The following is a 22,706-nucleotide window of genomic DNA, read 5'->3' as shown; positions in this document are numbered from 1 at the left end:
ATGGCTCTCATCACGCTTCGTCAACTTCTCGACCACGCCGCCGAGCATGGCTATGGCGTGCCCGCCTTCAACATCAACAACATGGAGCAGGGCTTGGCGATCATGCGCGCGGCCGATGCCTGCGACGCGCCGGTGATCCTGCAGGCCAGCCGCGGCGCGCGCGCCTACGCCGGCGACATCATGCTGCGTCACATGGTTACCGCTCTGGCCGAGATGTATCCGCATATCCCCGTCTGCCTGCACCAGGACCACGGCAACAACGAACAGACCTGCCTGTCGGCAATCCGCCACGGCTTCACCTCGGTGATGATGGACGGCTCGCTCGAAGCCGACATGAAGACGCCGGCAAGCTACGAATACAATGTCGAGATCACCGAGCGCGTGGCGCGCATGGCGCACTGGGTCGGCGCCTCGGTCGAGGGCGAGCTGGGCGTGCTGGGCAGCCTCGAGACCGGCGAGGCGGCGAAGGAGGACGGCTCGGGCGCCGAGGGCAAGCTGTCGAAGGAGGATCTGCTGACCGATCCCGATCAGGCCGCCGATTTCGTGGCGAAGACGAAGGTGGACGCGCTGGCGATTGCCTGCGGCACCAGCCACGGCGCCTACAAGTTCTCGCGCAAGCCCACCGGCGACATCCTGGCCATCAGCCAGATCGAGGCCATCCACGCCCGCATCCCCGATGTGCACCTGGTCATGCACGGCTCTTCCAGCGTGCCGCAATATCTTCAGGATCTGATCAACGAATATGGCGGCGACATGCCCCAGACCTACGGCGTGCCGGTCGAAGAGATCGAACGCGGCATCCGCTCGGGGGTGCGCAAGGTCAATATCGACACCGACTGCCGCATGGCCATGACCGGCCAGTTCCGCAAGGTGGCGCAGGAAAACCCGTCGCAGTTCGATCCGCGCAAGTTCCTGATCCCGGCCATGGAAGAGATGGAAAAGCTCTGCCGCGACCGCTTCGAGCGCTTCGGCACCGCCGGCAACGCCGCCAAGATCACCGTCATCGACATGGACGAAATGGCCCGGCGCTATGCCGACGGCGCGCTCGATCCCGCGGCAAGCCCGGCGAGCGCCGCCTGAACCCGTCGCCGGGCGGGGCGCGGCCGGGCCCGGCCCGCCGACGCCCGCGCTCCGCCCCCATATCCCTTGCGAGGCTGCCCATGACCATCGACCGTTCCATCAAGATCGCCCCCTCGATCCTGTCTGCCGATTTCGCCGATTTCGGGCGCGAGATCCGGGCCATCGAGGCCCAGGGCGCCGACTGGGTGCATGTGGACGTGATGGACGGCCACTTCGTGCCCAACCTCACCTTCGGCCCGCCGGCGGTGAAGGCATTTCGCCCCCATGTGACGACCTTCATGGACGTGCATCTGATGATCGCGCCGGTGGACCCCTGGATCGAGGCCTATTCGCAGGCCGGCGCCGACATGCTCACCGCCCATGTGGAGGCCGGCCCGCACATCCACCGCACGCTCCAGGCGATCCGCGCGGCCGGCATGAAGGCGGGCGTGGCGCTCAACCCCGCCACCCCGGCCGCGGCGGTCGAGCACCTCCTCGACATCTGCGACATGGTGCTGGTGATGACCGTGAACCCCGGCTTCGGCGGGCAGAGCTTCATCGACATGACCGAGAAGGTGCGCCGGCTGCGGACGATGATCGGCGAGCGCCCGGTCCATATCCAGATCGACGGCGGCGTGACGCCGCAGACCGCACCGCTGGTGGCGGCGGCCGGTGCCGACGTGCTGGTGGCCGGCTCGGCCGTGTTCCGGGGCGGCTCGGCCGACAACCCCGGCGCCTACGGCGAAAACATCCGCGCAATCCGCCAAGCCGCCGAAGGGGCGCTTGCCGGTGCGGCCTGATCCTTTTCATTGTGCAACATTCACCAATGCGCAATCATGAATGGGTGATGACACCGCTGGAAGGGGAGGACCGGCATTGGAACTGACACGCAGATTCCTGTTGCAAGGCGCGGGTGCGGGGCTGGGCCTGGGCGCCCTGGGCATCCGCCCCGCCTGGAGCGCCACGACATTGCGCCTGGGCCCGATGGAGCTGACGACGCTTTCGGACGGCTACCTCGTACAGCCGGCCTCATTCGTTCTGGCCGAGCTGCAGGAAGAAGACTACCAGCCGATCCTCGAACGCTACGGCATCTCGTTCGAGGAGTTTCGCCCCGAATGCAACGTCACCCTGCTGCGCGACGGCGAGCGGGTGGTGCTGTTCGATGCCGGCTCGGGCTCAGGCTTCGTGCCAACTGCGGGTGAGCTGCCGCAGGCGCTGGAGGCCATCGGGCTGGATCCCGTGGAGGTCACCCATGTGATCTTCACCCACGGCCATGCCGATCACCTGTGGGGCATTCTGGACGATTTCGACGAGCCGTTCTTCGCGCAGGCGCAGCACATGATGGGCCGGGCCGAGTTCGACTTCTGGTTCGACCCCGACACGGTGAACAGGGTGCCGGAAAACCGGACCGGCATGGCCGTGGGCGCCAAGCGGCGACTCGACCTGATGGGAGATGCCTTCACCCTGTTCGAAGACGGCGACGAAATCCTGCCCGGCCTCGCCGCGCGGATGACCGCCGGGCACACCCCGGGGCACATGTCCTTCGAGCTGCGCGCGGGATCGCAGTCGGTGATGATCCTGGGAGACGTGGTGACCAACCACCACCTGAACTTCGAACGCCCCGACCTGCCTTCGGCGCCCGATCAGGACAAGCAGATGGCGGCCGCGACCCGCCGCCGCCTGCTCGACCGCCTCGCCGCCGAACAGATACCGGTGATCGGCTTTCACCTGCCCGGCGGCGGTTTCGGCCGGGTCGAGCGGCGGGAAAGCGGTTTCCGCTTCGTGCCGGCCGAGGCCTGAGCGAAAGGCAGGAGACCACCATGGCCGCCATTCCCCCGGTCTGCGAATTCGGCCTCAAGGCCCCCGACTTCACCCTGCCCGGCACCGACGGCCGGACCTGGAGCCTGCGCGACGTGGCCGGCCCAAGAGGCACGCTGATCATGTTCATCTGCAATCACTGCCCCTATGTGCTGGCGGTGATCGACCGGATCGTGCGGGATGCGAAGGATCTGCAGGCGCTGGGGATCGGCGTGGCGGCGATCAGTTCCAATGACGCGACTGCCTACCCCGCCGACAGCTTCGACAACATGAAGAAGCTGGCCGCGCGGCACGGATTCACCTTCCCCTATCTCTACGACGAAAGCCAGGAGGTGGCGCGCGCCTATGGCGCCGTCTGCACGCCGGACTTCTTCGGCTACAACGCCGATCTCGAACTGCAGTATCGCGGCCGGCTGGACGCCTCGCGCAAGCAGACCGGCCCGCCCGACCTGCGCCGGGATCTGTTCGAGGCGATGAAGCAGGTGGCCGAAACCGGCCGCGGCCCGGCCGAGCAGATCCCCTCCATGGGCTGTTCCATCAAGTGGAAGGAATCCGCGTGAGCGCCATCGTCTTCGACCTTGACGGCACGCTGGTGGACAGCGCGCCCGACATCCGCGACATCGCCAACCGGGTGCTGGCCGAACAGGGGGCCGGGCCGATCTCGCTGGAGCAGACCCGCAGCTACATCGGCAATGGCGCCGCCGTCTTCGTCGAACGCATGAGCGCCGCCCGCGGCATCGCCCCCGACCCCGATCGCCTGGCCGCCATGCACGCCCGCTTCGAAGAGCTCTACAACACCGCCGCCGGCCTCTCGCGTCTCTACCCCGGCGTGGCCGAGGCCCTGCGCGGCCTCAGGGAGCGGGGCTTTGCGCTGGGCCTGTGCACCAACAAGCCGATCCGCCCGGCCCGCTTCGTGCTTGCCCATTTCGGGCTGGAGGGGCTGTTCGACGTGGTGCTGGGCGGCGACAGCCTGCCCAAGCGCAAGCCAGACCCGCAGCCGCTGCTTCATGCCTTCGACAGCCTCGGCCGCAGCGCCCGCATCTATGTGGGAGACAGCGAGGTGGACGCCGAAACCGCCCGCCGCGCGGGCATCCCCTTCCTGCTGTTCACCGAAGGCTACCGCAAGAGCCCGGTGGCCGCCCTGCCCCACGCGGCCAGCTTCTCCAGCTACGCCCTGCTGCCCGAGCTGGCGGAAACGATCCTCGAAGACGCCACATGACCCCGAAGGCCCTGATCTTCGACGTGGACGGCACCTTGGCCGAAACCGAAGAAGCCCACCGCCGCGCCTTCAACGAAGCCTTCGCCGCGGCCGGGCTGGACTGGCACTGGAGCATGGCCGACTACGCCGAACTCCTGCGCACCACCGGCGGCAAGGAACGCATGCGCGCCCATCGCGAGGCCACCGGACACGGCCCCTCGGACGCGGAAATCGCCCGGCTGCACGGGGAAAAGACCGAACGCTACGCCCGGATCGTCGCCACCGGCGAACTGGCGCTGAGACCGGGCGTGGCGGCGCTGATCGCGACGGCCCGCACGCGCGGGCTGCGCATCGCCGTGGCCACCACCACCAACCGCCCAAATGTCGAGACCCTGTGCCGCGCCTGCTGGAGAAAACCCGCAGACGAAATCTTCGACGTGATCGCCGCCGGCGACGAGGTCAAGGCCAAGAAACCCGCCCCGGACGTGTATGAACTGGCCCTCGCTCGACTGGGAATGCCCCCGACCCGGGCCATCGCCCTCGAAGACAGCCGCAACGGCGTCCTCTCGGCAAAGGCCTCTGGTCTCCGGGTCGTGGTCACTCCCTCTGCCTACACCGCCGACGACGATTTCGCCGATGCCGACTGGATCATCCCCTCGCTCGAACCGCCGAACCTGCCGCCACCGCTGCACATGACCGAATAGCCCGTCCGGCCCCTTCCTCTTGCCGGAAATACTCCGGGGGAGTCGCGGCCTGCCGCGACGGGGGCAGCGCCCCCACCCCCCCTTCAGATCCACTTGGCAAGGGGGGGCAGGCTCATCAGCACCGCGTCCGGGTCGTGCCCGGTGGCCAGACCGAACTTCGTCCCCCGGTCATAGACAAGGTTGTATTCGGCATAAAGGCCGCGATGGATCAGCTGGACGTCCTTCTCCGCCTCGCTCCAGCCCTGCACCCGGCGCCGCTCCACCAGCGGCAGGTAGGCCGGCAGAAAGGCCCGGCCGATATCCTGTATCAGCGCGAAATCCGCCTGCCAGTCACCGGTGCAGTAATCGTCCATGAAAATGCCCCCCACCCCGCGGGCGCGCCGGCGATGCGGGATGTAGAAATATTCGTCCGCCCAGGCCTTCAGCCGCGGATAGAGCCCCTCTCCATGCGGATCCAGATGCGCCTTCTGCACCGCGTGGAAATGCGCCGTGTCCTCGTCATACTCGATGCAGGGGTTGAGATCGGACCCGCCGCCGAACCACCACCCGTGCGGGGTCCAGAACATGCGCGTGTTCATGTGCACGGCCGGCACATGCGGGTTCTGCATATGCGCCACCAGGCTGATGCCCGAGGCCCAGAAGCGCGGATCATCCTTCATCCCCGGCATGCCCTTGCGCGCCATCATCGCCTTTTGCGCGGCCTCGCCCAGCACCCCGTAAACGGTCGAGACGTTCACCCCCACCTTCTCGAACACGCGCCCGCCACGCATCACGCTCATCAGCCCGCCGCCGGCGTCCCCCCCGTCCTCGGCCGCCCGACGCGTCTTCTTCACCTCGAAGCGCCCCGGCTCGGCCCCGGACAGCGGGCCCTCCGCATGGCTGTCCTCAAGCGCCTCGAAAGCCGCCACGATCTCGTCGCGCAGCTTGCGGAACCATGCCGATGCGGTGGCCTTCTCGTTATCCATCAGGTTGGTCATTCGGGGCCTCCTTGTCGGCGAGCATGTCAGTGGGCAGGAACGGAGACCGCGTCCAGAAGGCTGCGTCCCCCGTCAAGAGTCAGGATCTGGCCGGTCATGAAACACGATGCCTCCGAGGCAAGGAAGCGGGCCGTTTCCGCCAGTTCCCGGGCGTCGGCAATGCGGGCCAGCGGCGTGCCGCCGGCAATTTCCTCGCGCCAGTCGCGCCTGTCGCGCAACACCGCCTGGAGCGAGGCGCTCATGACCGACCCGAAGGCCACCGCGTTGACGCGGATACGGTGCGGCGCCAGCGCCACCGCCAGCGACCGCGTCATCTGGTCCAGCGCGGCGGCGCTGATGGAATAGCCCAGCAGATCGGGCAGGGTCCGGTGCGCGGCGATCGAGCCCAGGTTGATAATGGTTCCGACCGGGCCCTCCTCGCGCCCCTCGGCCTGCCGGATCATCCGCCGGGCCACGTGTTGCGACAGGCGCAGCGCCGGTATCAGGTTCTGCTGCAGCAGCCCCATGACCGAATCATCCTCCGCATCCAGCGGATCTGTGGTGCCGAACTGGCGCGCGGCATTGACCAGGATGTCGATCTGCTCGAACGCGTCGATCGTGGCCGACAGAAGGTTGGCGATGGTCAGCTTCTCGCGCAGGTCTCCGGCGAAATAGCGGACATTCCCCTCCTCGGCCTGCGCGCCGAGTTCCTCGACAAGCCCCTTCTCGTCGATATCGGCGAACATGACATTGGCGCCGGCTTCGGCGAAATGGCGCCCGATGGCCAGGCCGATGCCGTTTGCGGCCCCGGTGACGATGGCGGTCTTGCCGGCAATGGAAAGGGACATGGGTTTTCTCCGTGTTGGCGGGCGGCAGCTTAGCCCGGTTCACCCGCCCGCGCGAGAGGATGTGCGAGAGGGCGCCCGCGAACCCCGCCGCAGGGGGCGGGCCGCGTACAGGATCTTGAAGCGGTTGTCGCCGCCGACCTTCCGGATCTCGCGGAACAGTGCCGCAAGCGTGGCCTCGTAGGGAAGGTGACGATTGGCCACCAGCCACAGGCTGCCCGAAGGCGACAGCACCCGCGCCGCGGCCTCGGCAAACGCCCGGCCCAAGTCCGGGTCAGCGGCGCGGCCGGTGTGAAACGGCGGATTGGTCACCACCGCATCCAGCGGCTCCGGCGGCTGCCATGCGCACGCATCGGCCCAGTGGAACCGGGCGCGCGGGTCAGAGACGTTGATGCGCGCGCAATCCAGCGCCACGCGGTCGGCCTCGACCAGGTGCAGGGTCTCGATGTCCGCGCAGCCGGCCAGGCGGGCGGAAAGATAGCCCCACCCGGCGCCGAAATCGGCAACCCGCCGCCCCGGCCGTTCCGGCAGCGCATCGGCCAGAAGGCGCGAGGCCGGGTCGATCCCGTCGGCCGAAAACACCCCCGGCGCGGTCACGAAGCCGTCGGCGCGCTGTTCGCCGGCGGCCCGCCAGTCGGCGAAGGCGCGCGCGTCCGGGCGGAACCAGAAGATGCGGCCGTGCGCCTTGACCATCGCGCCCGCTACGGCGACGCGGCGCCGGACCTCCTTCAGCAGGCTGTCGATGCCGTCGGTCTTGGCCCCGTCCACCACCACCAGATCCGAAGCGCTGCGGCAGCTTTCGGCAATCATCGCCCGCGCCAGCGCCCTGGCCCGCGGCAGGAACAGGATCGCCGCAGCACATGGCCCCTCCGCCGCGGTGGCACAGTCGAACCCGGCGGCGGCAAAATGATCATGGAAGGGCCGGAAAGGCTGCACCACCCGCAGCCTCTCGCGCGGCAGCGGCGCAAGATCGTGCTCCGGCGTCGGCAGCAGCACCGCAACGGTGCCCTCGGCCGGCAGCACCAGGCCGCCCCCGTCAAGGGCCATCTTCAGGCGACGCGTGTTCATGGCCGGCGGCTCAGTCCTCGCGCTCCATGGTGCACTGGAGCGGGTGCTGGTGACGGCGGGCGAAATCCATCACCTGACCCACCTTGGTTTCGGCAATCTCGTGACTGAATACCCCGACGACGGCAAGGCCCTTCTTGTGCACGGTCAGCATGATCTCGAACGCCTGGGCGTGGTTCATGCCGAAGAACCGTTCCAGCACATGCACGACGAACTCCATCGGCGTGTAGTCGTCGTTCAGCAACAGCACCTTGTAGAGCGGCGGGCGGCGCGTGCGGGTCCGGGTTTCGACAAGAACCGAAGTCCCGTCGCCTCCCCCCCCCGGCTTGTCCGACATCTTCAATGGCTGTAGCAACATCGTGCGTATCGACTTGTCTGCGCCTGGTTTCTGCAGCGTCCCTTATACAACCTTCGCACGCCTTTGGAAAAGAGAAAGCGAACAGCCGCGCCATGACCGCCCCCCTGACCACCATCGCCTTCGACGCGGACGATACGCTGTGGCACAACGAACGCTTCTTTCGCCTCACGCAAGAGCATTTCACCGCGCTGCTGCGCGATTTCGCCGAGCCCCAGCAGCTGATGCAACGCCTGCTGGCAGCCGAGAGGCGCAATGTCGGGCGCTATGGCTACGGGGTGAAGGGGTTTGTCCTGTCGATGATCGAAACCGCCATCGAGGTCACCGACGAGCGCGTGCCGGCGCGGGTGATTCGCGAACTGGTCGCGGCGGGACAGGACATGCTGGCGCATCCGATCGAACTTCTGCCCCATGCGCGCGAGGCGGTCGAGGCGCTGGCCGCTGACTACCGCATCCTGCTCATCACCAAGGGCGATCTGCTGGACCAGGAACGCAAACTGGCGCAGTCGGGGCTGGGCGAGCTGTTCCACGGGGTCGAGATCGTGCCCGAGAAAACCGCCGCCACCTATGCGCGCATCTTCGCCCGCCACGGCGAAGGGGCCGGGCGCGCCATGATGGTCGGCAATTCGATCAAATCCGACGTGGTGCCGGCGATCGAGGCCGGCGGCTGGGGGGTGCATGTCCCGCACGGCCTGACATGGGAGCTGGAAAAGGCCGAGGCGCCGACCGGAGCGCGGCGCTTTCGCATACTGCCGGATCTGGGCGCGCTGCCGGAACTGGTGGCCGAGATCGGCCGGGACGCGGGCGCCTCCGGCCCCTGAGCGCGCCGGATCAGTCGCCGCCGCGCGGCAGTGTCAGCGTTGCCCGCAACCCGCCCCCGGCCCGGTTTTCAAGCGTGATGCGCCCGCCCTGCGCGGTCAGGATCGAACGCGCGATGGACAGGCCCAGCCCGGTGCCTCCAGTTTCCAGCGAGCGCGACTTTTCCAGCCGCACGAAGGGTTCGAACACGCGGGCCAGCTCCTCTTCGGGGATGCCGGGGCCGTCATCATCCACGATGATGGCCCCGTCGGGGCGCAGGCTGACCCGGGCACGCCGGCCATAGCGCACGGCATTGCCGATCACGTTGCGCAACGCCCGCCGCGTGGCCCCGGGACGCAGCCTTGCGGTGACAGGTTCGGACGGCGGCGTGAAGGTCACGTCCTCGCCGGCCTCGGCCATCTCGGCGCACAGCGCCCCCACATATTCGCCCAGATCGACGGTTTCGGCCGACTCGTTCACCGCCATGCCACGGGCGAAGGACAGGGTGGCCTCGGCCATCTGCTGCATTTCCTCGATGGAGGCGATCAGCCGCTCGCGGGTCTCGTCGTCATCGACCATCTCGGCCTGCACCCTGAGCGCCGTCAGCGGCGAGCGCAGATCGTGCCCCAGCGCCGCCAGCAGCTGGGTGCGATCCTCGACGAAGCGGTGGATGCGCTGCTGCATCTCGTTGAATGCGCGCGTCAGCCGCTGCAGCTCTTCGGGGCCGGTGGGCGGCAGCGGCGCGACCGCCTCGCCGCGTCCGAAGCGGGCGGCGCTGTCAGCCAGCGCCCGCAGCGGCCCGATCAGCCGCCCCAGCGCCACCCACACCGCCACGGCGATCAGCACGGCGCTGGTCACGAAGGTGAACACCGCCGGCAGCGCCCATTGCGGCGGCGGGCGGTGAAAGCGGGTCTCCACATTCAGCCAGTCGCCCCCCGACTTTCCCTCCGACAGGCGGATCGATATCGCCATTTCCACCGCCGCCACCGGCAGATCTCCCATCATCCGGCGGTGCATCCGGCGCATCTCTTCGGTCGTCCAGCGGCGAAACCGGCCGTTCGGAGCCTGGCTGCGCGCGTGTATCTCGACCCGGACATCCGCCCCCGGCGGGCGGCCCAGATAGCGCGCCAGCCGCGCCGCCATGTAGGGGCTGGCATGTTCGTCGCCCTGCACCACCGGATCGGGATCCAGCGAAAACTGCACCAGCGGCGAATTGGCGGCACGCAGGATGGCCGGGACGTTGGCGGGATCGGCTTTCTCCAGCAGCATGGCCACATTGGCCGCCCGTGCTGCCGCCTCCTGCCCCAGCGCCGCCTGCACCGCCAGGCTGCGCTCGCCGGCGAAGAACCACAGGCTGGTGAACTGCGCCAGCGCCAGAGCGGCAAGAATGATGAGCAGAAGCCGCCCCCGCAGGGACCGCGGCACCAGTTTCATTCCAGCACCTCGACATCGCAGCTCAGGCAGTATCCGCCGCCGCGCACGGTGGTCAGGATCTCGGGGGTGGAGGGGTCGCGTTCGATCTTGCGGCGCAGGCGACTGACCTGGTTGTCGATGGTGCGGTCGAAGACATGAGCCTCGCGCCCCGTGGTCAGATCCAGCAGCTGGTCGCGGCTGAGCACGAAGCGCGGCCGCTCAAGCAGCACGCTGAGCAGGCGAAACTCGGCCGTGGTCAGGCGCTCCTCGTGGCCCTGCTCGTCGGTCAGCACCCGCCGGTCGGTATCCAGCGTCCAGCGATCGAAGCGGATGCGGCGGCCCTCGATCCGCTCGGGTTCGTGGTTGCGCCCCGCCCGGCGCAGGATCGCCTTGATCCGGGCCAGCAGCTCGCGCGGGTTGAAGGGCTTGGGCAGGTAGTCGTCGGCCCCGATCTCCAGCCCGACGATGCGGTCGGTCTCTTCGCCCAGCGCGGTCAGCATGAGGATCGGCGCCACCCCTTCGGCCGAGAGGCGCCGGCACACCGACAGCCCGTCCTCGCCCGGCATCATCACGTCCAGCACGATCAGGTCGAAGCGCGCGGCCCTGAGGCGTGCGTCCATCTCGACCGCATCACGGGCGGTGGTGGTGCGATAGCCGTTGCGCTCCAGATAGCGGCTGACGGCGTCGCGGATTTCCCGGTGATCGTCGACGATGAGGATATGCGGACGGTGTGTCATGTTTGTCTCTCTAGCGCGTTCCGCCACGCGCGGCACCTGCGGGGGCCGGCGAATTTGTCGCGGAATGTATCAAGGCCGGATCTTGCGACAATTCGATACCAAAATGATCCCTGGCCGGCATTCCCTTGCGACTGAAGCAGCTTAGATTCGTGTCACGGGAAACGAGGCAACTTATGAAAGGTGATGCCATGAAACGCAAAGGCTTCCACGCACTGAAACTGGCTGCGACGACCGCGATCGTGACCGCTCTGGCGGTTCCGGCACTGGCCCATGGCATGAGCGGTTCGGGCTGGTCCACCGGCCCCAAGGGCGGCCAGATGATGGGCCCGCAAGGCGGCAGCATGATGGGCGGCGGCCAGGGCGGCATGATGGGTGCCCAGGGCGGCGGCATGATGGGCCCGCAAGGCGGCAGCATGATGGGCGGCGGCCAGGGCGGCATGATGGGTCCGCAAGGTGGCGGCATGATGGGCATGATGGGCATGATGCGCGGCATGATGGGCGGCGGCATGATGGGCCCGCAAGGCGGTGGCATGATGGGCGGTGGCATGATGGGCATGGGCGGCATGGGCGCCATGGCCGAAAAGTTTGACGCCAACGGCGACGGCAAGCTTACCCCTGACGAACTCCGCACCGGCCTGACCGCGAAGCTCAAGGAATTTGACGCCGACGGCAACGGCTCGCTCTCGCTCGAAGAATTCGAGGCGCTGTACGCCGCCATGATCCGCAACCGGACCGTGGACAAGTTCCAGTTCCTCGATGATGACGGCGACGGCCAGGTGACCGAGGACGAGATCGCCAAGCCCGCGAAAATGCTCGAGCAGATGCAGAAAAAGCGCAAGCAGATGCACGAGCGGTGGGAAAAGAAACATGCCAAGAAGGCCGGCGGCCAGGGCCGGATGATGCAGGGCAACGCCCAGGGTCAGGGCAGCGGCATGATGCAGGGCAACGGCATGATGAAGAATGACGACATGATGAAGGATGACGGCCAGGGCCAGATGATGCAGGGCCAGAAGAAGAAGCAGGGCGACAACTGACGCCCTCCAGCGGGCGGTGGCGGGTCGCCGCCGCCCTTTTGCGGTGACAGGAGGCGGCCATGATGGGTTATGGTTTCGGAGGCATGGGTTTCGCGGGGGGACTGATCGGACTTCTGGTCTTGATTTTCCTTGTCCTCGCCATAGCTGCCCTTATCAAGTATCTTAGAAGCTGAATGTGAAAGGAAACGGACATGTCCTATACCATCGACCGGTTGATCGCCGACGGCAACATCGACACCGTCGAGGCACGTGTGCGCGAGGTGCTGGGCAAGCACGGCTTCGGCGTGCTGACCGAAATCGACGTGAAGGCGACGATGAAGAAGAAGATCGACAAGGACATGCCGGGCTACAAGATCCTTGGCGCCTGCAATCCGAACATGGCCTGGCAGGCCATCGGGCTTGAGCCGCGGGTGGGCGCCATGCTGCCCTGCAACGTCATCCTGCGCGAGGTCGAAGGCGGCGTCGAGGTCAGCGCCATCGACCCGGTCGCCTCGATGCAGGCGATCGACAATGACGGGCTGAAGAACGTCGCCAGCCAGGTCCGGGACATGCTCGAGGCGGTCGTGGCCGAACTCTGAGCGCCACGGGATTGAACCGGATCGAGGGCCGTCCCGAAAGGGTCGGCCCTTTTCGCTGCGTCCCCCCGGTTGCCGGGTGTCGCATCGCGGCAATGGTTCTGCCGCGCTTTCCCGGCAGACCGATTGCGAAGTGGGAAAATTCCGGCCGGCGCGATAGATTGAACCTGCCACCGCGAAATGCTTTCGCGGATCCGTGTTGCAAAAGGTTCAAGAGGTTCCATGAACGCCACCCGACGCTTCTCCGCCCGCTTTCCCGGCCTTGCCGCCCTGACCATCGCCTTCCTGCTGGCCGCCATGCTGCCGGGGGCCCCGGCGCAGGCCCAGTCGGCGCCGTTCAGGCAGGCCTTGGCACAGGCGGTGGCAGGTGATCCCGAAATCGCCGCCTTCTATGCCGCGCGCGACTACAGGCCGATCTGGACCTCGAAACGCGACCGCAAGCGGCGCAACGCGTTCCTCGCAGCGCTTCGGCAGGCCCCCGCGCACGGCCTTCCCCGCGGCATCTACGACGCCGCCGCCGTCCGCGCGGATTTCGCGAACATGCGCGGCGCCAGGCGCGCAGCACAGGTCGAGGCCCGCACCACGCGGCGCTTCGTGGCTTATGCCCATGACATCCAGAGCGGCATCGTCCTGCCCGCGCGGGTGGATCCGAACATGACCCTGCCTCCGCCGCGGCGCAGCACGCGGCAGCTTCTCGAAGCCTTCGCGAAAAGCTCGCCCGCCGGTTTCCTGCGGGCACTGCCGCCGCAGGGCAGCGGCTACGGAGCCCTGCTGCGCGAAAAGGCGCGCCTGCAGAAGATCGCGGCAAATGGCGGCTGGGGGCCGCAGGTCGGCGTCCGGGGGCTGAAACCGGGCCAGTCGGGCGCGGCGGTGGCCAGGCTCAGGGCGCGGCTGGGCCGGATGGGTTATCGGTCCGGCAGTGGCGCCACCTATGACCGGGCGCTCGAACAGGCGGTGGCCCGGTTCCAGGCCGATCACAGCCTGATCCCCGACGGCGTGGCCGGCCCGGCGACGATGGCAGCGGTCGATACGCCGGCCTCGACCCGGCTGATGCAGGTGGTTCTGGGGCTGGAGCGGATGCGCTGGCTGAACAAGCCGCTGGGGCGGCGCCACATCATCGTCAACGAGGCGGCGTTCAAGGTCAACGTCTTCGATCGCGGCCGGTCGGTCTACGAAAGCCGGGTCGTGGTCGGTCAGCCGGGGCGCTGGCGCACGCCCGAATTCCAGGACCGGATGACCCACATGGTCGTCAACCCGTCATGGTATGTTCCGGCCTCGATCGCCGGGCGGGAATACCTGCCGCTGCTCAAGCAGAACCCCAATGCACTGGCCCGGCAGGAGATGGAAATGACCGACGCCTCGGGTCGGGTCGTCAACCCGGCGACGGTGGATTTTTCGCGCTATGACAAGGACAACTTCCCCTTCAGCCTGCGGCAGAAACCTTCGGCCGGCAATGCGCTGGGCAAGGTGAAGTTCCTGTTTCCCAACAAGCACGCGATCTATCTGCACGACACCCCCGCCAAGTCCCTGTTCAACCGCGACCTGCGCGCCTTCAGCCATGGGTGCGTGCGGGTGCACAAGCCCACCGAACTGGCCTACCTGCTGCTGAGCTGGCAGACTTCCGACCCCAGGGGACTGTTCGACCGCACGGTTGCCTCGGGCAAGGAAACCCGGATCGATCTGAAAGAGCCGGTCCCGATCTATCTCGTCTATCGCACGACCTACGTGGACCCGGACGGCAAGGTGAAATTTGCCGCCGATACCTACCGCGTCGACGCAAAGCTGTGGAAGGCAATGCAGGCGCAGGGCGTGTCTCTGGGAAGCTGATCCCGCTGCCCTCAATCCGGTGGCAGGCGGTCCAGCTCGTTGAGCAGGTCGAGCAGTTCCTCGTAGCGCTCAGCGCCCATGCGCCGGCGCACCTGCTCCATCAGGGCCACCGCATCGGCAAGGTTGGCGGCGATCAGCTCGGCGCCCTGGGCGGTGATCTCGACGATCTGCCGGCGCCCGTCATCAGGGTCGGGCTTGCGCCGGATCATGCCCTTGTGCTCCAGCTTCTGAAGGATGCGCGTGAGGCTGGGCAGCAGCAGGCAGGCCAGCTCGGCGATGCGGGTGGGATCGAGGGGCCCGGATTCGTCCAGAACGCGCAGGACGCGCCACTGCTGTTCGGTGATGCCGACATCGGCCAGCATCGCCCGGATCGGTCCCATCACCCGCTCCCGCGCGCGCAAGAGTGCGATCGGCAGCGAGCGGTCGGTGCTGGGCAGTGATCTGGTCATGCCTCCGTCTTACCCATGCCGGGCCGGGATGCAAAGCGCGAACCCGGTTGTCACCCTCCTTGACACCCTCCTTGACACGGGCGCGCCATTCCGTGAACTTGTTAAAGACAGCCTGCGGGAGAGCCGGCGATGCCGCATGTGATCGTGGATTACTCGCCCAACATGGAAGACCGCGTGGACATGGCCGCGCTGTGCGACGTGCTGCGCCGGGCGGCGATCGAGACGGGCGTCCTGCCGATGGCCGGGCTCCGGGTGCGGGCGGTGCGCGCCGATCACGTGTCCATTGCCGACGGCGACCCCGTCCATGGCTATGTGGACATCTCGGTGCGGCTGCGCGGCGGGCGGCCCCTGGCGGCGCGCAAGGCCGCGACCGAACATGTATTTGCCGCCGCACGGGCCTTTCTGGAACCGGTCATGGCACGATATCCGGTGGCCCTCTCGTTCGAGATGCGTGATATCGACCCCGAGCTGTCACCAAAATGCGGAACCATCCGCGACCACCTGCAAGGGAACGCCTGATGGAATGGGAGGAATTCGGCCGCTGGGGTCGGCGCATTGCCGACTGGGCGCGGCAATACCGTGAGACGGTGGCCGCGCGCCCGGTGCGCGCGCAGACCCGCCCCGGCGAGATCCTGAACGCCCTGCCCGCCACACCGCCCGAGGCGCCGGAGGATATGGAGCGGGTATTTGCGGATTTCGAACGCATCGTGATGCCGGGGATCACCCACTGGCAGCATCCACGCTTCTTCGCCTATTTCCCGGCCAATGCCGCCCCCGAATCGGTACTGGCCGAATTCCTCGTCTCGGCCATCGCGCCGCAATGCATGCTGTGGCAGACCTCGCCGGCGGCAACCGAGATGGAAACCCGGATGATGGACTGGCTGCGCCAGGCGGTGGGCCTGCCCGAGGGCTTTTCCGGGGTCATCCAGGACAGCGCCTCGGGTGCCACGCTGGCGGCGGTGCTGACCATGCGCGAGCGCGCCCTGGGCTGGGCCGGCAACCGCGACGGCCTGGCCGGGCAGGCGCCGGTGCGGGTCTATGCCTCGTCCGAGGTGCACAGCTCGATCGACCGGGCGATCTGGATTTCCGGCATCGGGCAGGAGAACCTGGTGCGCATCCCCGTCCGCGGAGAGCGCCGCGGCATGGACCCGCAGGCGCTGGAGGCCGCGATCACCGCCGACCGGGCGGCGGGACGACTGCCGGCGGGGGTGATCCTGTGCGTGGGCGGCACCGGCACCGGCGCCACCGATCCGGTGGCCGAGGTGATGGAGGTGGCCACGCGCCACGGACTTTATACGCATGTGGATGCGGCCTGGGCGGGGGCGGCGATGATCTGCCCCGAATTTCGTCCGCTCTGGGCGGGGGTGGAGCGGGCCGATTCGGTGGTGCTCAACCCCCACAAATGGCTGGGGGCGCAGTTCGACTGCTCGGCCCATTTCCTGCGCGCACCCGAGGATCTGGTGCGCACGCTGGCGATCAGCCCCGAATACCTCAAGACCCATGGCGCCGAGGGGGTGATCAACTATTCCGAATGGTCGATCCCGCTGGGCCGGCGGTTCCGGGCGCTCAAGCTGTGGTTCCTGATCCGCGCCTACGGGCTTGCGGGGCTGCGCGCGCGCATCCGCGATCACGTGCGCTGGTCGCAGGCGCTGCATGAGCGGGTGGCGTCGATGCCGGGTTTCGAGATCGTGACGGCTCCGATGTGGTCGTTGTGGACGTTCCGTTTTGCACCCGGGGGGGCGGCCGATCTTGACGATCTGAACCTGCGGCTGGTCAATGCGGTGAATGACGATGGCCGGATCTATCTGACCCAGACCCGGGTGGATGGCCGGGTGGCGATCCGCTTCCAGGTCGGTCAGTTCGACACCACCGAGGCGGATGTGATGCAGGCCGGCGACGTGATTGCGGAAATCGCGGCCGGGCTGGAGCGATGATCCGGCCGGACGGCCGGCAGAGGAGGAGAGGCAGATGTCCGCACCCGAAAACACGTTCAAGCAGGCGCTGGCGCGCGGGGAGACCCTGATCGGCTGCTGGCTGAGCCTTGCCGACGCGCAGGCGGCAGAGATGATGGGCACGGCCGGTTTCGACTGGCTGGTGATCGACGGCGAGCACGCGCCCAACGACATCCGCTCGATCCGCGACCAGCTGATGGCGCTGGCGGCCAGCCCGTCGCATCCGGTGGTGCGGGTTCCGGTGGGCGAGGCGTGGCTGATCAAGCAGGTTCTGGATGCGGGCGCGCAGACGGTACTGGTGCCGATCGTGGAGAGCGCCGAACAGGCGCGGGTGCTGGTGCGGGCCTGCCGCTATCCGCCGCAGGGCGTGCGCGGCGTGGGCGGGGCGGCAGCGCGGGCGACGCGGTTTTCGGCGATTGACGACTACATCGCCACGGCCGATGCGCAAATGTGCCTTCTGGTGCAGGTGGAGACCCGCGCCGGGATGGCGGCGCTGGACGACATCCTTGCGGTGGAAGGCGTGGACGGCGTGTTCATCGGCCCTGCCGATCTGAGCACCGACATGGGATTTGCCGGCAATTCGGCCGCGCCGGAGGTGCAGGAGGCGATTGCCGGGGCGATTGCCCGTATCCGGGCGGCGGGGAAGGCGCCGGGTGTGCTGGGCGTGACCGAAGCGGCGATCGGGGGCTACCTGGACATGGGCGCCCGGTTTCTTGCCATCGGCATCGATGCGCTGATACTGGTGCAGAATGCGCGTGCCCTGGCTGCAAGGTGGAAGGCCCGTGCGCAGGGTTGATGGCGGGGGCCGGTTTCACGGGGGGCTCTGCCCCCCGTGCCCCCCGGAGTATTTCCGGCAAGAGGAAGAGGCAGGCGCGACCGGGGCAGGGCGCCAAGGGGGAGTGGACGGAGAGCAATGCAGGCAGGTCTGATCGTCTTGTGTCTGGCATATGTGCTGAGCCAGTTCTTTCGCGCCTTTCTGGCGGTACTGGCCGGGCCGCTGCTGCGCGATCTCGGAGCGCGACCAGAGGATCTGGCGACGGCATCGGGGCTGTGGTTTCTGGCCTTTGCGCTGATGCAGTTGCCGGTGGGCTGGGCGCTGGATCATCTGGGGCCGCGGCGGACGGCGGCGGGGCTGCTGTTGCTGGGCGGCGGCGGTGGTGCGGCCCTGTTCGCCCTGGCCACGGCGCCCGTTCATGTCAGCATTGCCATGGCGCTGATCGGGATCGGGTGTTCGCCGGTGCTGATGGCCTCCTATTACATCTTTGCCCGCGAATACCCCCCGGCCCGTTTCGCCACGCTGGCGGCGCTGATGCTCGGGGTCGGCTCGGCCGGCAATCTGGTGGCCTCGTGGCCGACGGCTCTGGCGGCCGAGCTGATCGGCTGGCGCGGCACGCTGGCGGGGCTGGCCGCGCTGTCGGCACTGGTGGCGGCGGGCATCTTCGTGACCGTGCGCGATCCTGTCCGCGCGCAGGGCGGCGAGAAGGGGTCGCTTCTTGATCTGCTGAAGCTGCCCGCGATCTGGCCGATCCTGCCAATGATGTTCGTCAACTACATGCCGGCGGCAACCATTCGCGGGTTGTGGGCCGGCCCCTATCTGTCCGACGTGTTCGGGCTGAGCACGACGCAGATCGGGCAGGCGACGCTGCTGATGGGGGCGGCGATGATTGCCGGCACCTTCGCCTACGGTCCGCTGGACGGCATTCTGGGCAGCCGGAAATGGGTGGTCGTGGGCGGCAATCTGCTGGGACTGGCGGCGCTGGCGGGGCTGGCGGTGATGATCGATGATCACGTCTGGCTGTCGGTGGCGCTGATCGCGGCGGTCGGTTTCCTGGGCGGCTCGTTCCCCGTCATCATGGCGCATGGGCGGTCGTTCTTTCCGCCGCATCTGGTCGGGCGCGGGGTGACGCTGCTGAATCTGTTCGGGATCGGTGGGGTCGGGGTGATGCAGTTCGCCTCGGGGCGGGTGCACGAACGGTTCTCGGGCGGGTCCGAGGTGGCCGCCCCCTATGTGGCCATCTTCACCTTCTTCGCGGTGACGCTGGCGCTGGGGGTGGCGATCTACCTGTTCAGCCGCGACCGGATGGACTGATCTGCCCCTTTTCCCCCGCCGGCTTTCCCGATAGAGAAGCGCAGCCGGCCCGGGCGGCCGGCGCAACTGGACCCGCAGCTGGAGATGGAAAGATGGGTTACCGAGTCGTCGTCGCAGGCGCCACGGGCAATGTGGGCCGCGAAATGCTGAACATCCTGGCCGAGCGCCAGTTCCCGGTGGACGAGATTGCCGCGCTGGCAAGCCGCAAATCGCTGGGCACCGAAGTCAGCTTTGGCGACAGGACGCTGAAGACGCAGGATATCGCGCAGTTCGATTTCGCCGGCTGGGACATTGCCCTGTTCGCCATCGGATCCGAGGCGACGCAGAAATACGCTCCCATCGCGGCAGGCGCGGGCTGCGTGGTGATCGACAACTCCAGCCTGTATCGCTATGATCCCGAGGTGCCGCTGATCGTGCCCGAGGTGAACCCCGAGGCGATCGAGGGCTACGCGAAGAAGAACATCATCGCCAACCCCAACTGCTCGACCGCGCAGATGGTGGTGGCGCTCAAGCCGCTGCACGACCGGGCGCGGATCAGGCGGGTGGTGGTGAGCACCTACCAGTCGGTCTCGGGCGCCGGCAAGGAGGCCATCGACGAGCTGTGGGACCAGACCAAGGGCATGTATGTGCCGGGGCAGGAGGTCGCGCCGAAGAAGTTCACCAAGCAGATCGCCTTCAACGTGATCCCGCATATCGACGTCTTCATGGATGACGGCTCGACCCGCGAGGAATGGAAAATGGTGGCCGAGACCAAGAAGATCATGGACCCGGCCATCAAGGTCACCGCAACCTGCGTGCGGGTGCCGGTCTTTGTGGGCCACGCCGAGGCCATCAACATCGAGTTCGAGGACTTCCTCGACGAGGACGAGGCCCGCGACATCCTGCGCGAGGCCCCGGGCATCCTGGTCGTGGACAAGCGCGAGGATGGCGGCTACGTCACCCCGGTCGAATGCGTGGGCGACTATGCCACCTTCGTCAGCCGCATCCGGCAGGACGGCACCATCGACAACGGTCTGAACCTGTGGTGCGTGTCCGACAACCTGCGCAAGGGGGCGGCGCTGAACGCCGTGCAGATCGCCGAGGTTCTGGGCAACCGGGTGCTGAAAAAGGGCTGACCCGGCGGCATCCGTCCGGCCCGCCGGCACGCAAGGCGGTGGCAGGCCGGGTTGCCGATCAGACCGGAACGAAGGCGTCGCTTTCGGGGTCGTAGCACTCCAGCGTGCCGTCGCCGATATCGGTGCGCAGGCCGTGCAGGCTGAGAACGCCGTTCTCGACCGCTTCGGCCACGAAGGGGAAGGTCATCAGGTTCTCAAGCGAGGTCAGAATCGCCTGCCTTTCCATCTCGCGCGCCCGTTCGGCCGGGTCGGAGATGCCCTCGACCCGGTCATAGCGAGGCCGCAGAAGGTCGATCCAGCGGCCCACGAAACTGTCCTGCCCCTCCAGCTGGGGGGCCTCGCCCCGGCACATGTCGATGCAGCCCTGCACCCCGCCGCACTGGGCATGCCCCAGCACGATCAGGTGCACCACCTTCAGCACCGTCACCGCATATTCCACCGCGGCCGAGGTGCCGTGATGGCGGCCGTCGGCCTCGCAGGGCGGGACAAGATTGGCGATATTGCGGTGGATGAAGAATTCCCCCTCGTCCGCACCGAAGATCGAGGTGACATGGATCCGGCTGTCGCAGCAGGAAATGACCATGGCGCGTGGGCGCTGCCCCTCGGTTGCAAGACGCTGATACCAGCCGCGGTTTTCCTCCCACGAGGTGGCCTTCCAGCCATGATAGCGCTGCACGAGGTAGCCGGGCAAAGGCTTGGCGTGTTTCATGTCATCCCCCTCATCCTGATCGGTTCCTGCGCAGATAGGATGCATTGGCGCAAAATTCGAGAGTTTTCCGGCAAGCGGCGCAACCTTTTGCAAACTTCTTCCCTGTCACATTGAACGCGGTCGTGGGGGCCGGGAAATCGGGGTGACGTGGTGGAAAGATTGTTGACGCTTGCGATAATGGAATCGGTTCGGCTCGATCCGGACCGGCTGGAACAACTCTACCGGCAAATGGGTCCCGGCGCGGCCGAGGACGTGATCTGCCGCGCGGTCGAGGAACTGGCCATACGCCTGACCCGCTGCGAACGGGACTGGCGCGGCGGCGACATGACCGCGCTGCGCAAGCATGCCCGCTCGCTGATTGCCATAGCCGAGCAGATCGGCATGACCGCGCTGGCCCGCGTTGCCGGCGACGTGACCCGGACCATAGATGCCGGCGACTGGCCGGCCATCGGCGCCACGCTGTTCCGCCTGATCCGGGTGGGCGAGCGGTCCCTGACCGCGGTGTGGGACACCCAGGATCTGTCGGTCTGACCGGAGGCGCGGCGTCCTGCCCGGCTTTGGGGGCTTGCGGGCGCCGCCGGTCGGGCTACCTTGTCACCGACTCAGGCAGGAGAGCGACACCATGCCCCCGACCTTCGCCCCGCGCGACGACAGGACCCTTCCCCTTCACGTCATCGACAAGGGCAACTGCCCGGAATGGCTGAAGGAACAGCCCGACCGGCTGCGCAGCTGGGCCGAGGCCAACGGCTTTGACGGCAGCGCCGGGAAGGTGCTGGTGGTGCCGGGCACGGATGGCCGGCCGGAGATGGCGCTGGCCGGCTACGGCTCTGCCGCCGACCGGGCGCGCAAACGCTTCATCCTGGCCGAGGCCGCCGCCCGCCTGCCCGCGGGCAGCTATGACATTGCCTCGGGCCTGACGGGTGCGGCGCTGGAGGTGGAATGCTTCGGCTGGCTCATGGCCGGCCATGCCTTCGACCGCTACAAGGACCGGTCCGGTGCCGCCGCCCGGCTGGTGGCCCCCGAAGGTGTCGATGCGGCGCGCATCGAGGCTTGGGCCGCGGCCGAGGCCCTGACCCGCGACCTCATCAACACCCCTGCCGCCGACATGGGCCCGGCCGAGCTCGAATCCGCCGCCCGCGAGCTGGCAGAAGGCTTCGGAGCAACCGTCGCGGTGACCGCCGGAGAGGCGCTTGCGCGGGGCTTTCCCATGATCCATGCGGTCGGGCGCGCCGCCGCCCGCGACCGCGCCCCGCGGCTGATCGAGCTGCGCCGGGGTGATGCGGGGCCGCGGCTGACGCTGGTGGGCAAGGGGGTGTGCTTCGACACCGGCGGGCTCAACCTCAAGCCCGGCAACAGCATGGCGCTGATGAAGAAGGACATGGGCGGGGCGGCCACGGTGCTGGGGCTTGCCCGGGCGATCATGGCGCTGGATCTGCCGCTGCGGCTGCGGGTGCTGATTCCGGCGGTCGAGAACGCCGTCTCGGGGGCGGCCATGCGTCCGGGCGACATCCTCACCTCGCGCAAGGGGCTGACGGTCGAGGTCAACAACACCGACGCCGAAGGCCGGCTGGTGCTGGCCGACGCGCTGGCGCTGGCGGACGAGGAGGCGCCGGATCTGCTGATCTCCATGGCCACGCTGACCGGGGCGGCGCGGGTGGCGGTCGGCCCCGACATCGCGCCCTTCTATACCGATGACGATCAACTGGCCCGGGCGCTGTCCGAGGCCGCCGCGCGGATGGCCGACCCGGTCTGGAGGATGCCCTTCCACGCCCCTTACGAGACGATGATCGAACCCGCCGACGCCGATCTGGACAATGCGCCCTCGGGCGGATTTGCCGGGTCGATCACGGCGGCGCTGTTTCTGCGCCGGTTCGTCTCGGCCCCGCGCTATGCCCATTTCGACATCTATGCCTGGCAGCCCAAATCCGCTCCGGCCCGCCCGCGCGGCGGTGTCGGGCAGGGGGCACGGGCGATCCTCGACGCCCTGCCCCGGCTGCTGGGGGGGTAA

The 22,706-nt window shown here is 67.9% G+C and carries 25 protein-coding genes; 17 read left to right on the top strand and 8 right to left on the bottom strand.

The features are described 5' to 3' along the window. From fba to ACZ5CM_RS04035, 6 genes are all read left to right on the top strand, one after another. Positions 1 to 1,080, top strand: a complete 1,080-nt coding sequence (fba, locus tag ACZ5CM_RS04060) for a class II fructose-bisphosphate aldolase (RefSeq protein WP_464641445.1) — start codon at positions 1 to 3, stop codon at positions 1,078 to 1,080. Positions 1,081 to 1,160: 80 nt separating this feature from the next. Continuing rightward, the gene (gene rpe / locus ACZ5CM_RS04055; RefSeq protein ID WP_464641444.1) at positions 1,161 to 1,859 is read left to right on the top strand and encodes a ribulose-phosphate 3-epimerase; all 699 of its coding nucleotides are present in this window, start codon (positions 1,161 to 1,163) and stop codon (positions 1,857 to 1,859) included. Positions 1,860 to 1,935: 76 nt separating this feature from the next. Further along, on the top strand, positions 1,936 to 2,859 hold the full coding sequence (locus tag ACZ5CM_RS04050; protein WP_464641443.1) for an MBL fold metallo-hydrolase: 924 nt from the start codon (positions 1,936 to 1,938) through the stop codon (positions 2,857 to 2,859). Positions 2,860 to 2,879: 20 nt separating this feature from the next. Beyond that, complete coding sequence (locus ACZ5CM_RS04045) at positions 2,880 to 3,437, top strand: thioredoxin family protein (protein WP_464641442.1); 558 nt, start codon at positions 2,880 to 2,882, stop codon at positions 3,435 to 3,437. Continuing rightward, positions 3,434 to 4,096: a phosphoglycolate phosphatase gene (gene gph / locus ACZ5CM_RS04040; RefSeq protein ID WP_464641441.1), complete on the top strand. Its 663-nt coding sequence runs from the start codon at positions 3,434 to 3,436 to the stop codon at positions 4,094 to 4,096. Before ACZ5CM_RS04045 ends, gph begins: the two co-directional genes overlap by 4 nt. Continuing rightward, positions 4,093 to 4,779 (top strand): HAD family hydrolase, encoded by a 687-nt coding sequence (locus ACZ5CM_RS04035; RefSeq protein ID WP_464641440.1) that lies wholly within the window; start codon positions 4,093 to 4,095, stop codon positions 4,777 to 4,779. Before gph ends, ACZ5CM_RS04035 begins: the two co-directional genes overlap by 4 nt. Before the next feature lie 83 nt (positions 4,780 to 4,862). On the opposite strand, the gene hemF is transcribed toward ACZ5CM_RS04035, so the two are convergent. Genes hemF through clpS form a run of 4 tightly spaced genes read right to left on the bottom strand, consistent with a single transcriptional unit; the run spans position 4,863 to position 7,982 of the window. Continuing rightward, positions 4,863 to 5,756 (bottom strand): oxygen-dependent coproporphyrinogen oxidase, encoded by an 894-nt coding sequence (gene hemF, locus ACZ5CM_RS04030; RefSeq protein ID WP_464641439.1) that lies wholly within the window; start codon positions 5,754 to 5,756, stop codon positions 4,863 to 4,865. A gap of 26 nt (positions 5,757 to 5,782) precedes the next feature. Further along, positions 5,783 to 6,583, bottom strand: coding sequence for an SDR family NAD(P)-dependent oxidoreductase (locus ACZ5CM_RS04025; protein ID WP_464641438.1), 801 nt, complete (start codon positions 6,581 to 6,583; stop codon positions 5,783 to 5,785). Positions 6,584 to 6,622: 39 nt separating this feature from the next. Then, complete coding sequence (locus ACZ5CM_RS04020) at positions 6,623 to 7,648, bottom strand: class I SAM-dependent methyltransferase (protein WP_464641437.1); 1,026 nt, start codon at positions 7,646 to 7,648, stop codon at positions 6,623 to 6,625. Positions 7,649 to 7,658: 10 nt separating this feature from the next. Beyond that, positions 7,659 to 7,982, bottom strand: a complete 324-nt coding sequence (clpS, locus tag ACZ5CM_RS04015; RefSeq protein WP_464641436.1) for an ATP-dependent Clp protease adapter ClpS — start codon at positions 7,980 to 7,982, stop codon at positions 7,659 to 7,661. A gap of 113 nt (positions 7,983 to 8,095) precedes the next feature. On the opposite strand from clpS, the gene ACZ5CM_RS04010 reads away from it, so the two are divergent. Further along, positions 8,096 to 8,821: an HAD family hydrolase gene (locus tag ACZ5CM_RS04010; protein WP_464641435.1), complete on the top strand. Its 726-nt coding sequence runs from the start codon at positions 8,096 to 8,098 to the stop codon at positions 8,819 to 8,821. A 10-nt stretch (positions 8,822 to 8,831) separates the two neighbouring features. Here ACZ5CM_RS04010 and ACZ5CM_RS04005 read toward each other — a convergent pair whose 3' ends face one another. Both ACZ5CM_RS04005 and ACZ5CM_RS04000 read right to left on the bottom strand, forming a co-directional pair. After that, a complete protein-coding gene (locus ACZ5CM_RS04005; protein WP_464641434.1) occupies positions 8,832 to 10,232 on the bottom strand; it encodes an ATP-binding protein in 1,401 nt (466 codons plus the stop codon). Then, entirely contained in the window at positions 10,229 to 10,948 is a 720-nt protein-coding gene (locus tag ACZ5CM_RS04000; RefSeq protein ID WP_464641433.1) for a response regulator, read from the bottom strand. The genes ACZ5CM_RS04005 and ACZ5CM_RS04000 overlap by 4 nt, the downstream gene beginning before the upstream one ends. 125 nt (positions 10,949 to 11,073) lie before the next feature. Here ACZ5CM_RS04000 and ACZ5CM_RS03995 point away from each other — a divergent pair, with 125 nt between their 5' ends. The 3 genes from ACZ5CM_RS03995 (at position 11,074) to ACZ5CM_RS03985 (ending at position 14,384) form a co-directional block, all read left to right on the top strand. Continuing rightward, entirely contained in the window at positions 11,074 to 11,982 is a 909-nt protein-coding gene (locus ACZ5CM_RS03995) for an EF-hand domain-containing protein (protein ID WP_464641432.1), read from the top strand. Between the two features lie 191 nt (positions 11,983 to 12,173). Further along, positions 12,174 to 12,560 (top strand): DUF302 domain-containing protein, encoded by a 387-nt coding sequence (locus tag ACZ5CM_RS03990; protein ID WP_464641431.1) that lies wholly within the window; start codon positions 12,174 to 12,176, stop codon positions 12,558 to 12,560. A 219-nt stretch (positions 12,561 to 12,779) separates the two neighbouring features. Continuing rightward, on the top strand, positions 12,780 to 14,384 hold the full coding sequence (locus tag ACZ5CM_RS03985) for a L,D-transpeptidase family protein (protein WP_464641430.1): 1,605 nt from the start codon (positions 12,780 to 12,782) through the stop codon (positions 14,382 to 14,384). 11 nt (positions 14,385 to 14,395) lie between these two features. Here the strand turns inward: ACZ5CM_RS03985 and hpaR are convergent, their stop codons facing one another. Beyond that, positions 14,396 to 14,833, bottom strand: coding sequence for a homoprotocatechuate degradation operon regulator HpaR (hpaR, locus tag ACZ5CM_RS03980; RefSeq protein WP_464641429.1), 438 nt, complete (start codon positions 14,831 to 14,833; stop codon positions 14,396 to 14,398). 129 nt (positions 14,834 to 14,962) lie between these two features. Between hpaR and ACZ5CM_RS03975 the strand changes: the two genes are divergently transcribed. The 5 genes from ACZ5CM_RS03975 (at position 14,963) to ACZ5CM_RS03955 (ending at position 19,989) form a co-directional block, all read left to right on the top strand. Further along, positions 14,963 to 15,352 carry a 5-carboxymethyl-2-hydroxymuconate Delta-isomerase gene (locus ACZ5CM_RS03975; protein ID WP_464641428.1) on the top strand — a complete coding sequence of 130 codons (390 nt, stop codon included), beginning with the start codon at positions 14,963 to 14,965 and terminating at the stop codon, positions 15,350 to 15,352. Continuing rightward, the gene (locus tag ACZ5CM_RS03970) at positions 15,352 to 16,767 is read left to right on the top strand and encodes a pyridoxal phosphate-dependent decarboxylase family protein (protein WP_464641427.1); all 1,416 of its coding nucleotides are present in this window, start codon (positions 15,352 to 15,354) and stop codon (positions 16,765 to 16,767) included. Before ACZ5CM_RS03975 ends, ACZ5CM_RS03970 begins: the two co-directional genes overlap by 1 nt. A gap of 34 nt (positions 16,768 to 16,801) precedes the next feature. Beyond that, positions 16,802 to 17,581, top strand: a complete 780-nt coding sequence (locus ACZ5CM_RS03965; RefSeq protein ID WP_464641426.1) for an aldolase/citrate lyase family protein — start codon at positions 16,802 to 16,804, stop codon at positions 17,579 to 17,581. 117 nt (positions 17,582 to 17,698) lie between these two features. Beyond that, positions 17,699 to 18,874, top strand: a complete 1,176-nt coding sequence (locus ACZ5CM_RS03960) for an MFS transporter (RefSeq protein ID WP_464641425.1) — start codon at positions 17,699 to 17,701, stop codon at positions 18,872 to 18,874. A gap of 92 nt (positions 18,875 to 18,966) precedes the next feature. Further along, positions 18,967 to 19,989: an aspartate-semialdehyde dehydrogenase gene (locus tag ACZ5CM_RS03955; RefSeq protein WP_464641424.1), complete on the top strand. Its 1,023-nt coding sequence runs from the start codon at positions 18,967 to 18,969 to the stop codon at positions 19,987 to 19,989. 58 nt (positions 19,990 to 20,047) lie between these two features. Here ACZ5CM_RS03955 and ACZ5CM_RS03950 read toward each other — a convergent pair whose 3' ends face one another. Beyond that, positions 20,048 to 20,698 (bottom strand): carbonic anhydrase, encoded by a 651-nt coding sequence (locus ACZ5CM_RS03950; RefSeq protein ID WP_464641423.1) that lies wholly within the window; start codon positions 20,696 to 20,698, stop codon positions 20,048 to 20,050. Between the two features lie 177 nt (positions 20,699 to 20,875). Between ACZ5CM_RS03950 and ACZ5CM_RS03945 the strand changes: the two genes are divergently transcribed. Beyond that, a complete protein-coding gene (locus ACZ5CM_RS03945) occupies positions 20,876 to 21,229 on the top strand; it encodes a hypothetical protein (RefSeq protein ID WP_464642476.1) in 354 nt (117 codons plus the stop codon). Positions 21,230 to 21,320: 91 nt separating this feature from the next. Then, a complete protein-coding gene (locus tag ACZ5CM_RS03940; protein WP_464641422.1) occupies positions 21,321 to 22,706 on the top strand; it encodes a leucyl aminopeptidase family protein in 1,386 nt (461 codons plus the stop codon).

The sequence above is a fragment of the Piezobacter thermophilus genome (assembly GCF_055386745.1).
This window is presented reverse-complemented; position numbering and strand designations above follow the sequence as displayed.

Excerpts from the sequence above, each read along its gene's own strand:
- fba (WP_464641445.1), top strand. The coding sequence starts at position 1 with ATGGCTCTCATCACGCTTCGTCAACTTCTCGACCACGCCGCCGAGCAT.
- rpe (WP_464641444.1), top strand. The coding sequence starts at position 1,161 with ATGACCATCGACCGTTCCATCAAGATCGCCCCCTCGATCCTGTCTGCC.
- ACZ5CM_RS04045 (WP_464641442.1), top strand. The coding sequence starts at position 2,880 with ATGGCCGCCATTCCCCCGGTCTGCGAATTCGGCCTCAAGGCCCCCGAC.
- ACZ5CM_RS04035 (WP_464641440.1), top strand. The coding sequence starts at position 4,093 with ATGACCCCGAAGGCCCTGATCTTCGACGTGGACGGCACCTTGGCCGAA.
- hemF (WP_464641439.1), bottom strand. The coding sequence starts at position 5,756 with ATGACCAACCTGATGGATAACGAGAAGGCCACCGCATCGGCATGGTTC.
- ACZ5CM_RS04025 (WP_464641438.1), bottom strand. The coding sequence starts at position 6,583 with ATGTCCCTTTCCATTGCCGGCAAGACCGCCATCGTCACCGGGGCCGCA.
- ACZ5CM_RS04020 (WP_464641437.1), bottom strand. The coding sequence starts at position 7,648 with ATGAACACGCGTCGCCTGAAGATGGCCCTTGACGGGGGCGGCCTGGTG.
- clpS (WP_464641436.1), bottom strand. The coding sequence starts at position 7,982 with ATGTCGGACAAGCCGGGGGGGGGAGGCGACGGGACTTCGGTTCTTGTC.
- ACZ5CM_RS04010 (WP_464641435.1), top strand. The coding sequence starts at position 8,096 with ATGACCGCCCCCCTGACCACCATCGCCTTCGACGCGGACGATACGCTG.
- ACZ5CM_RS04005 (WP_464641434.1), bottom strand. The coding sequence starts at position 10,232 with ATGAAACTGGTGCCGCGGTCCCTGCGGGGGCGGCTTCTGCTCATCATT.
- ACZ5CM_RS04000 (WP_464641433.1), bottom strand. The coding sequence starts at position 10,948 with ATGACACACCGTCCGCATATCCTCATCGTCGACGATCACCGGGAAATC.
- ACZ5CM_RS03990 (WP_464641431.1), top strand. The coding sequence starts at position 12,174 with ATGTCCTATACCATCGACCGGTTGATCGCCGACGGCAACATCGACACC.
- ACZ5CM_RS03985 (WP_464641430.1), top strand. The coding sequence starts at position 12,780 with ATGAACGCCACCCGACGCTTCTCCGCCCGCTTTCCCGGCCTTGCCGCC.
- hpaR (WP_464641429.1), bottom strand. The coding sequence starts at position 14,833 with ATGACCAGATCACTGCCCAGCACCGACCGCTCGCTGCCGATCGCACTC.
- ACZ5CM_RS03975 (WP_464641428.1), top strand. The coding sequence starts at position 14,963 with ATGCCGCATGTGATCGTGGATTACTCGCCCAACATGGAAGACCGCGTG.
- ACZ5CM_RS03970 (WP_464641427.1), top strand. The coding sequence starts at position 15,352 with ATGGAATGGGAGGAATTCGGCCGCTGGGGTCGGCGCATTGCCGACTGG.
- ACZ5CM_RS03965 (WP_464641426.1), top strand. The coding sequence starts at position 16,802 with ATGTCCGCACCCGAAAACACGTTCAAGCAGGCGCTGGCGCGCGGGGAG.
- ACZ5CM_RS03960 (WP_464641425.1), top strand. The coding sequence starts at position 17,699 with ATGCAGGCAGGTCTGATCGTCTTGTGTCTGGCATATGTGCTGAGCCAG.
- ACZ5CM_RS03955 (WP_464641424.1), top strand. The coding sequence starts at position 18,967 with ATGGGTTACCGAGTCGTCGTCGCAGGCGCCACGGGCAATGTGGGCCGC.
- ACZ5CM_RS03950 (WP_464641423.1), bottom strand. The coding sequence starts at position 20,698 with ATGAAACACGCCAAGCCTTTGCCCGGCTACCTCGTGCAGCGCTATCAT.
- ACZ5CM_RS03945 (WP_464642476.1), top strand. The coding sequence starts at position 20,876 with ATGGAATCGGTTCGGCTCGATCCGGACCGGCTGGAACAACTCTACCGG.
- ACZ5CM_RS03940 (WP_464641422.1), top strand. The coding sequence starts at position 21,321 with ATGCCCCCGACCTTCGCCCCGCGCGACGACAGGACCCTTCCCCTTCAC.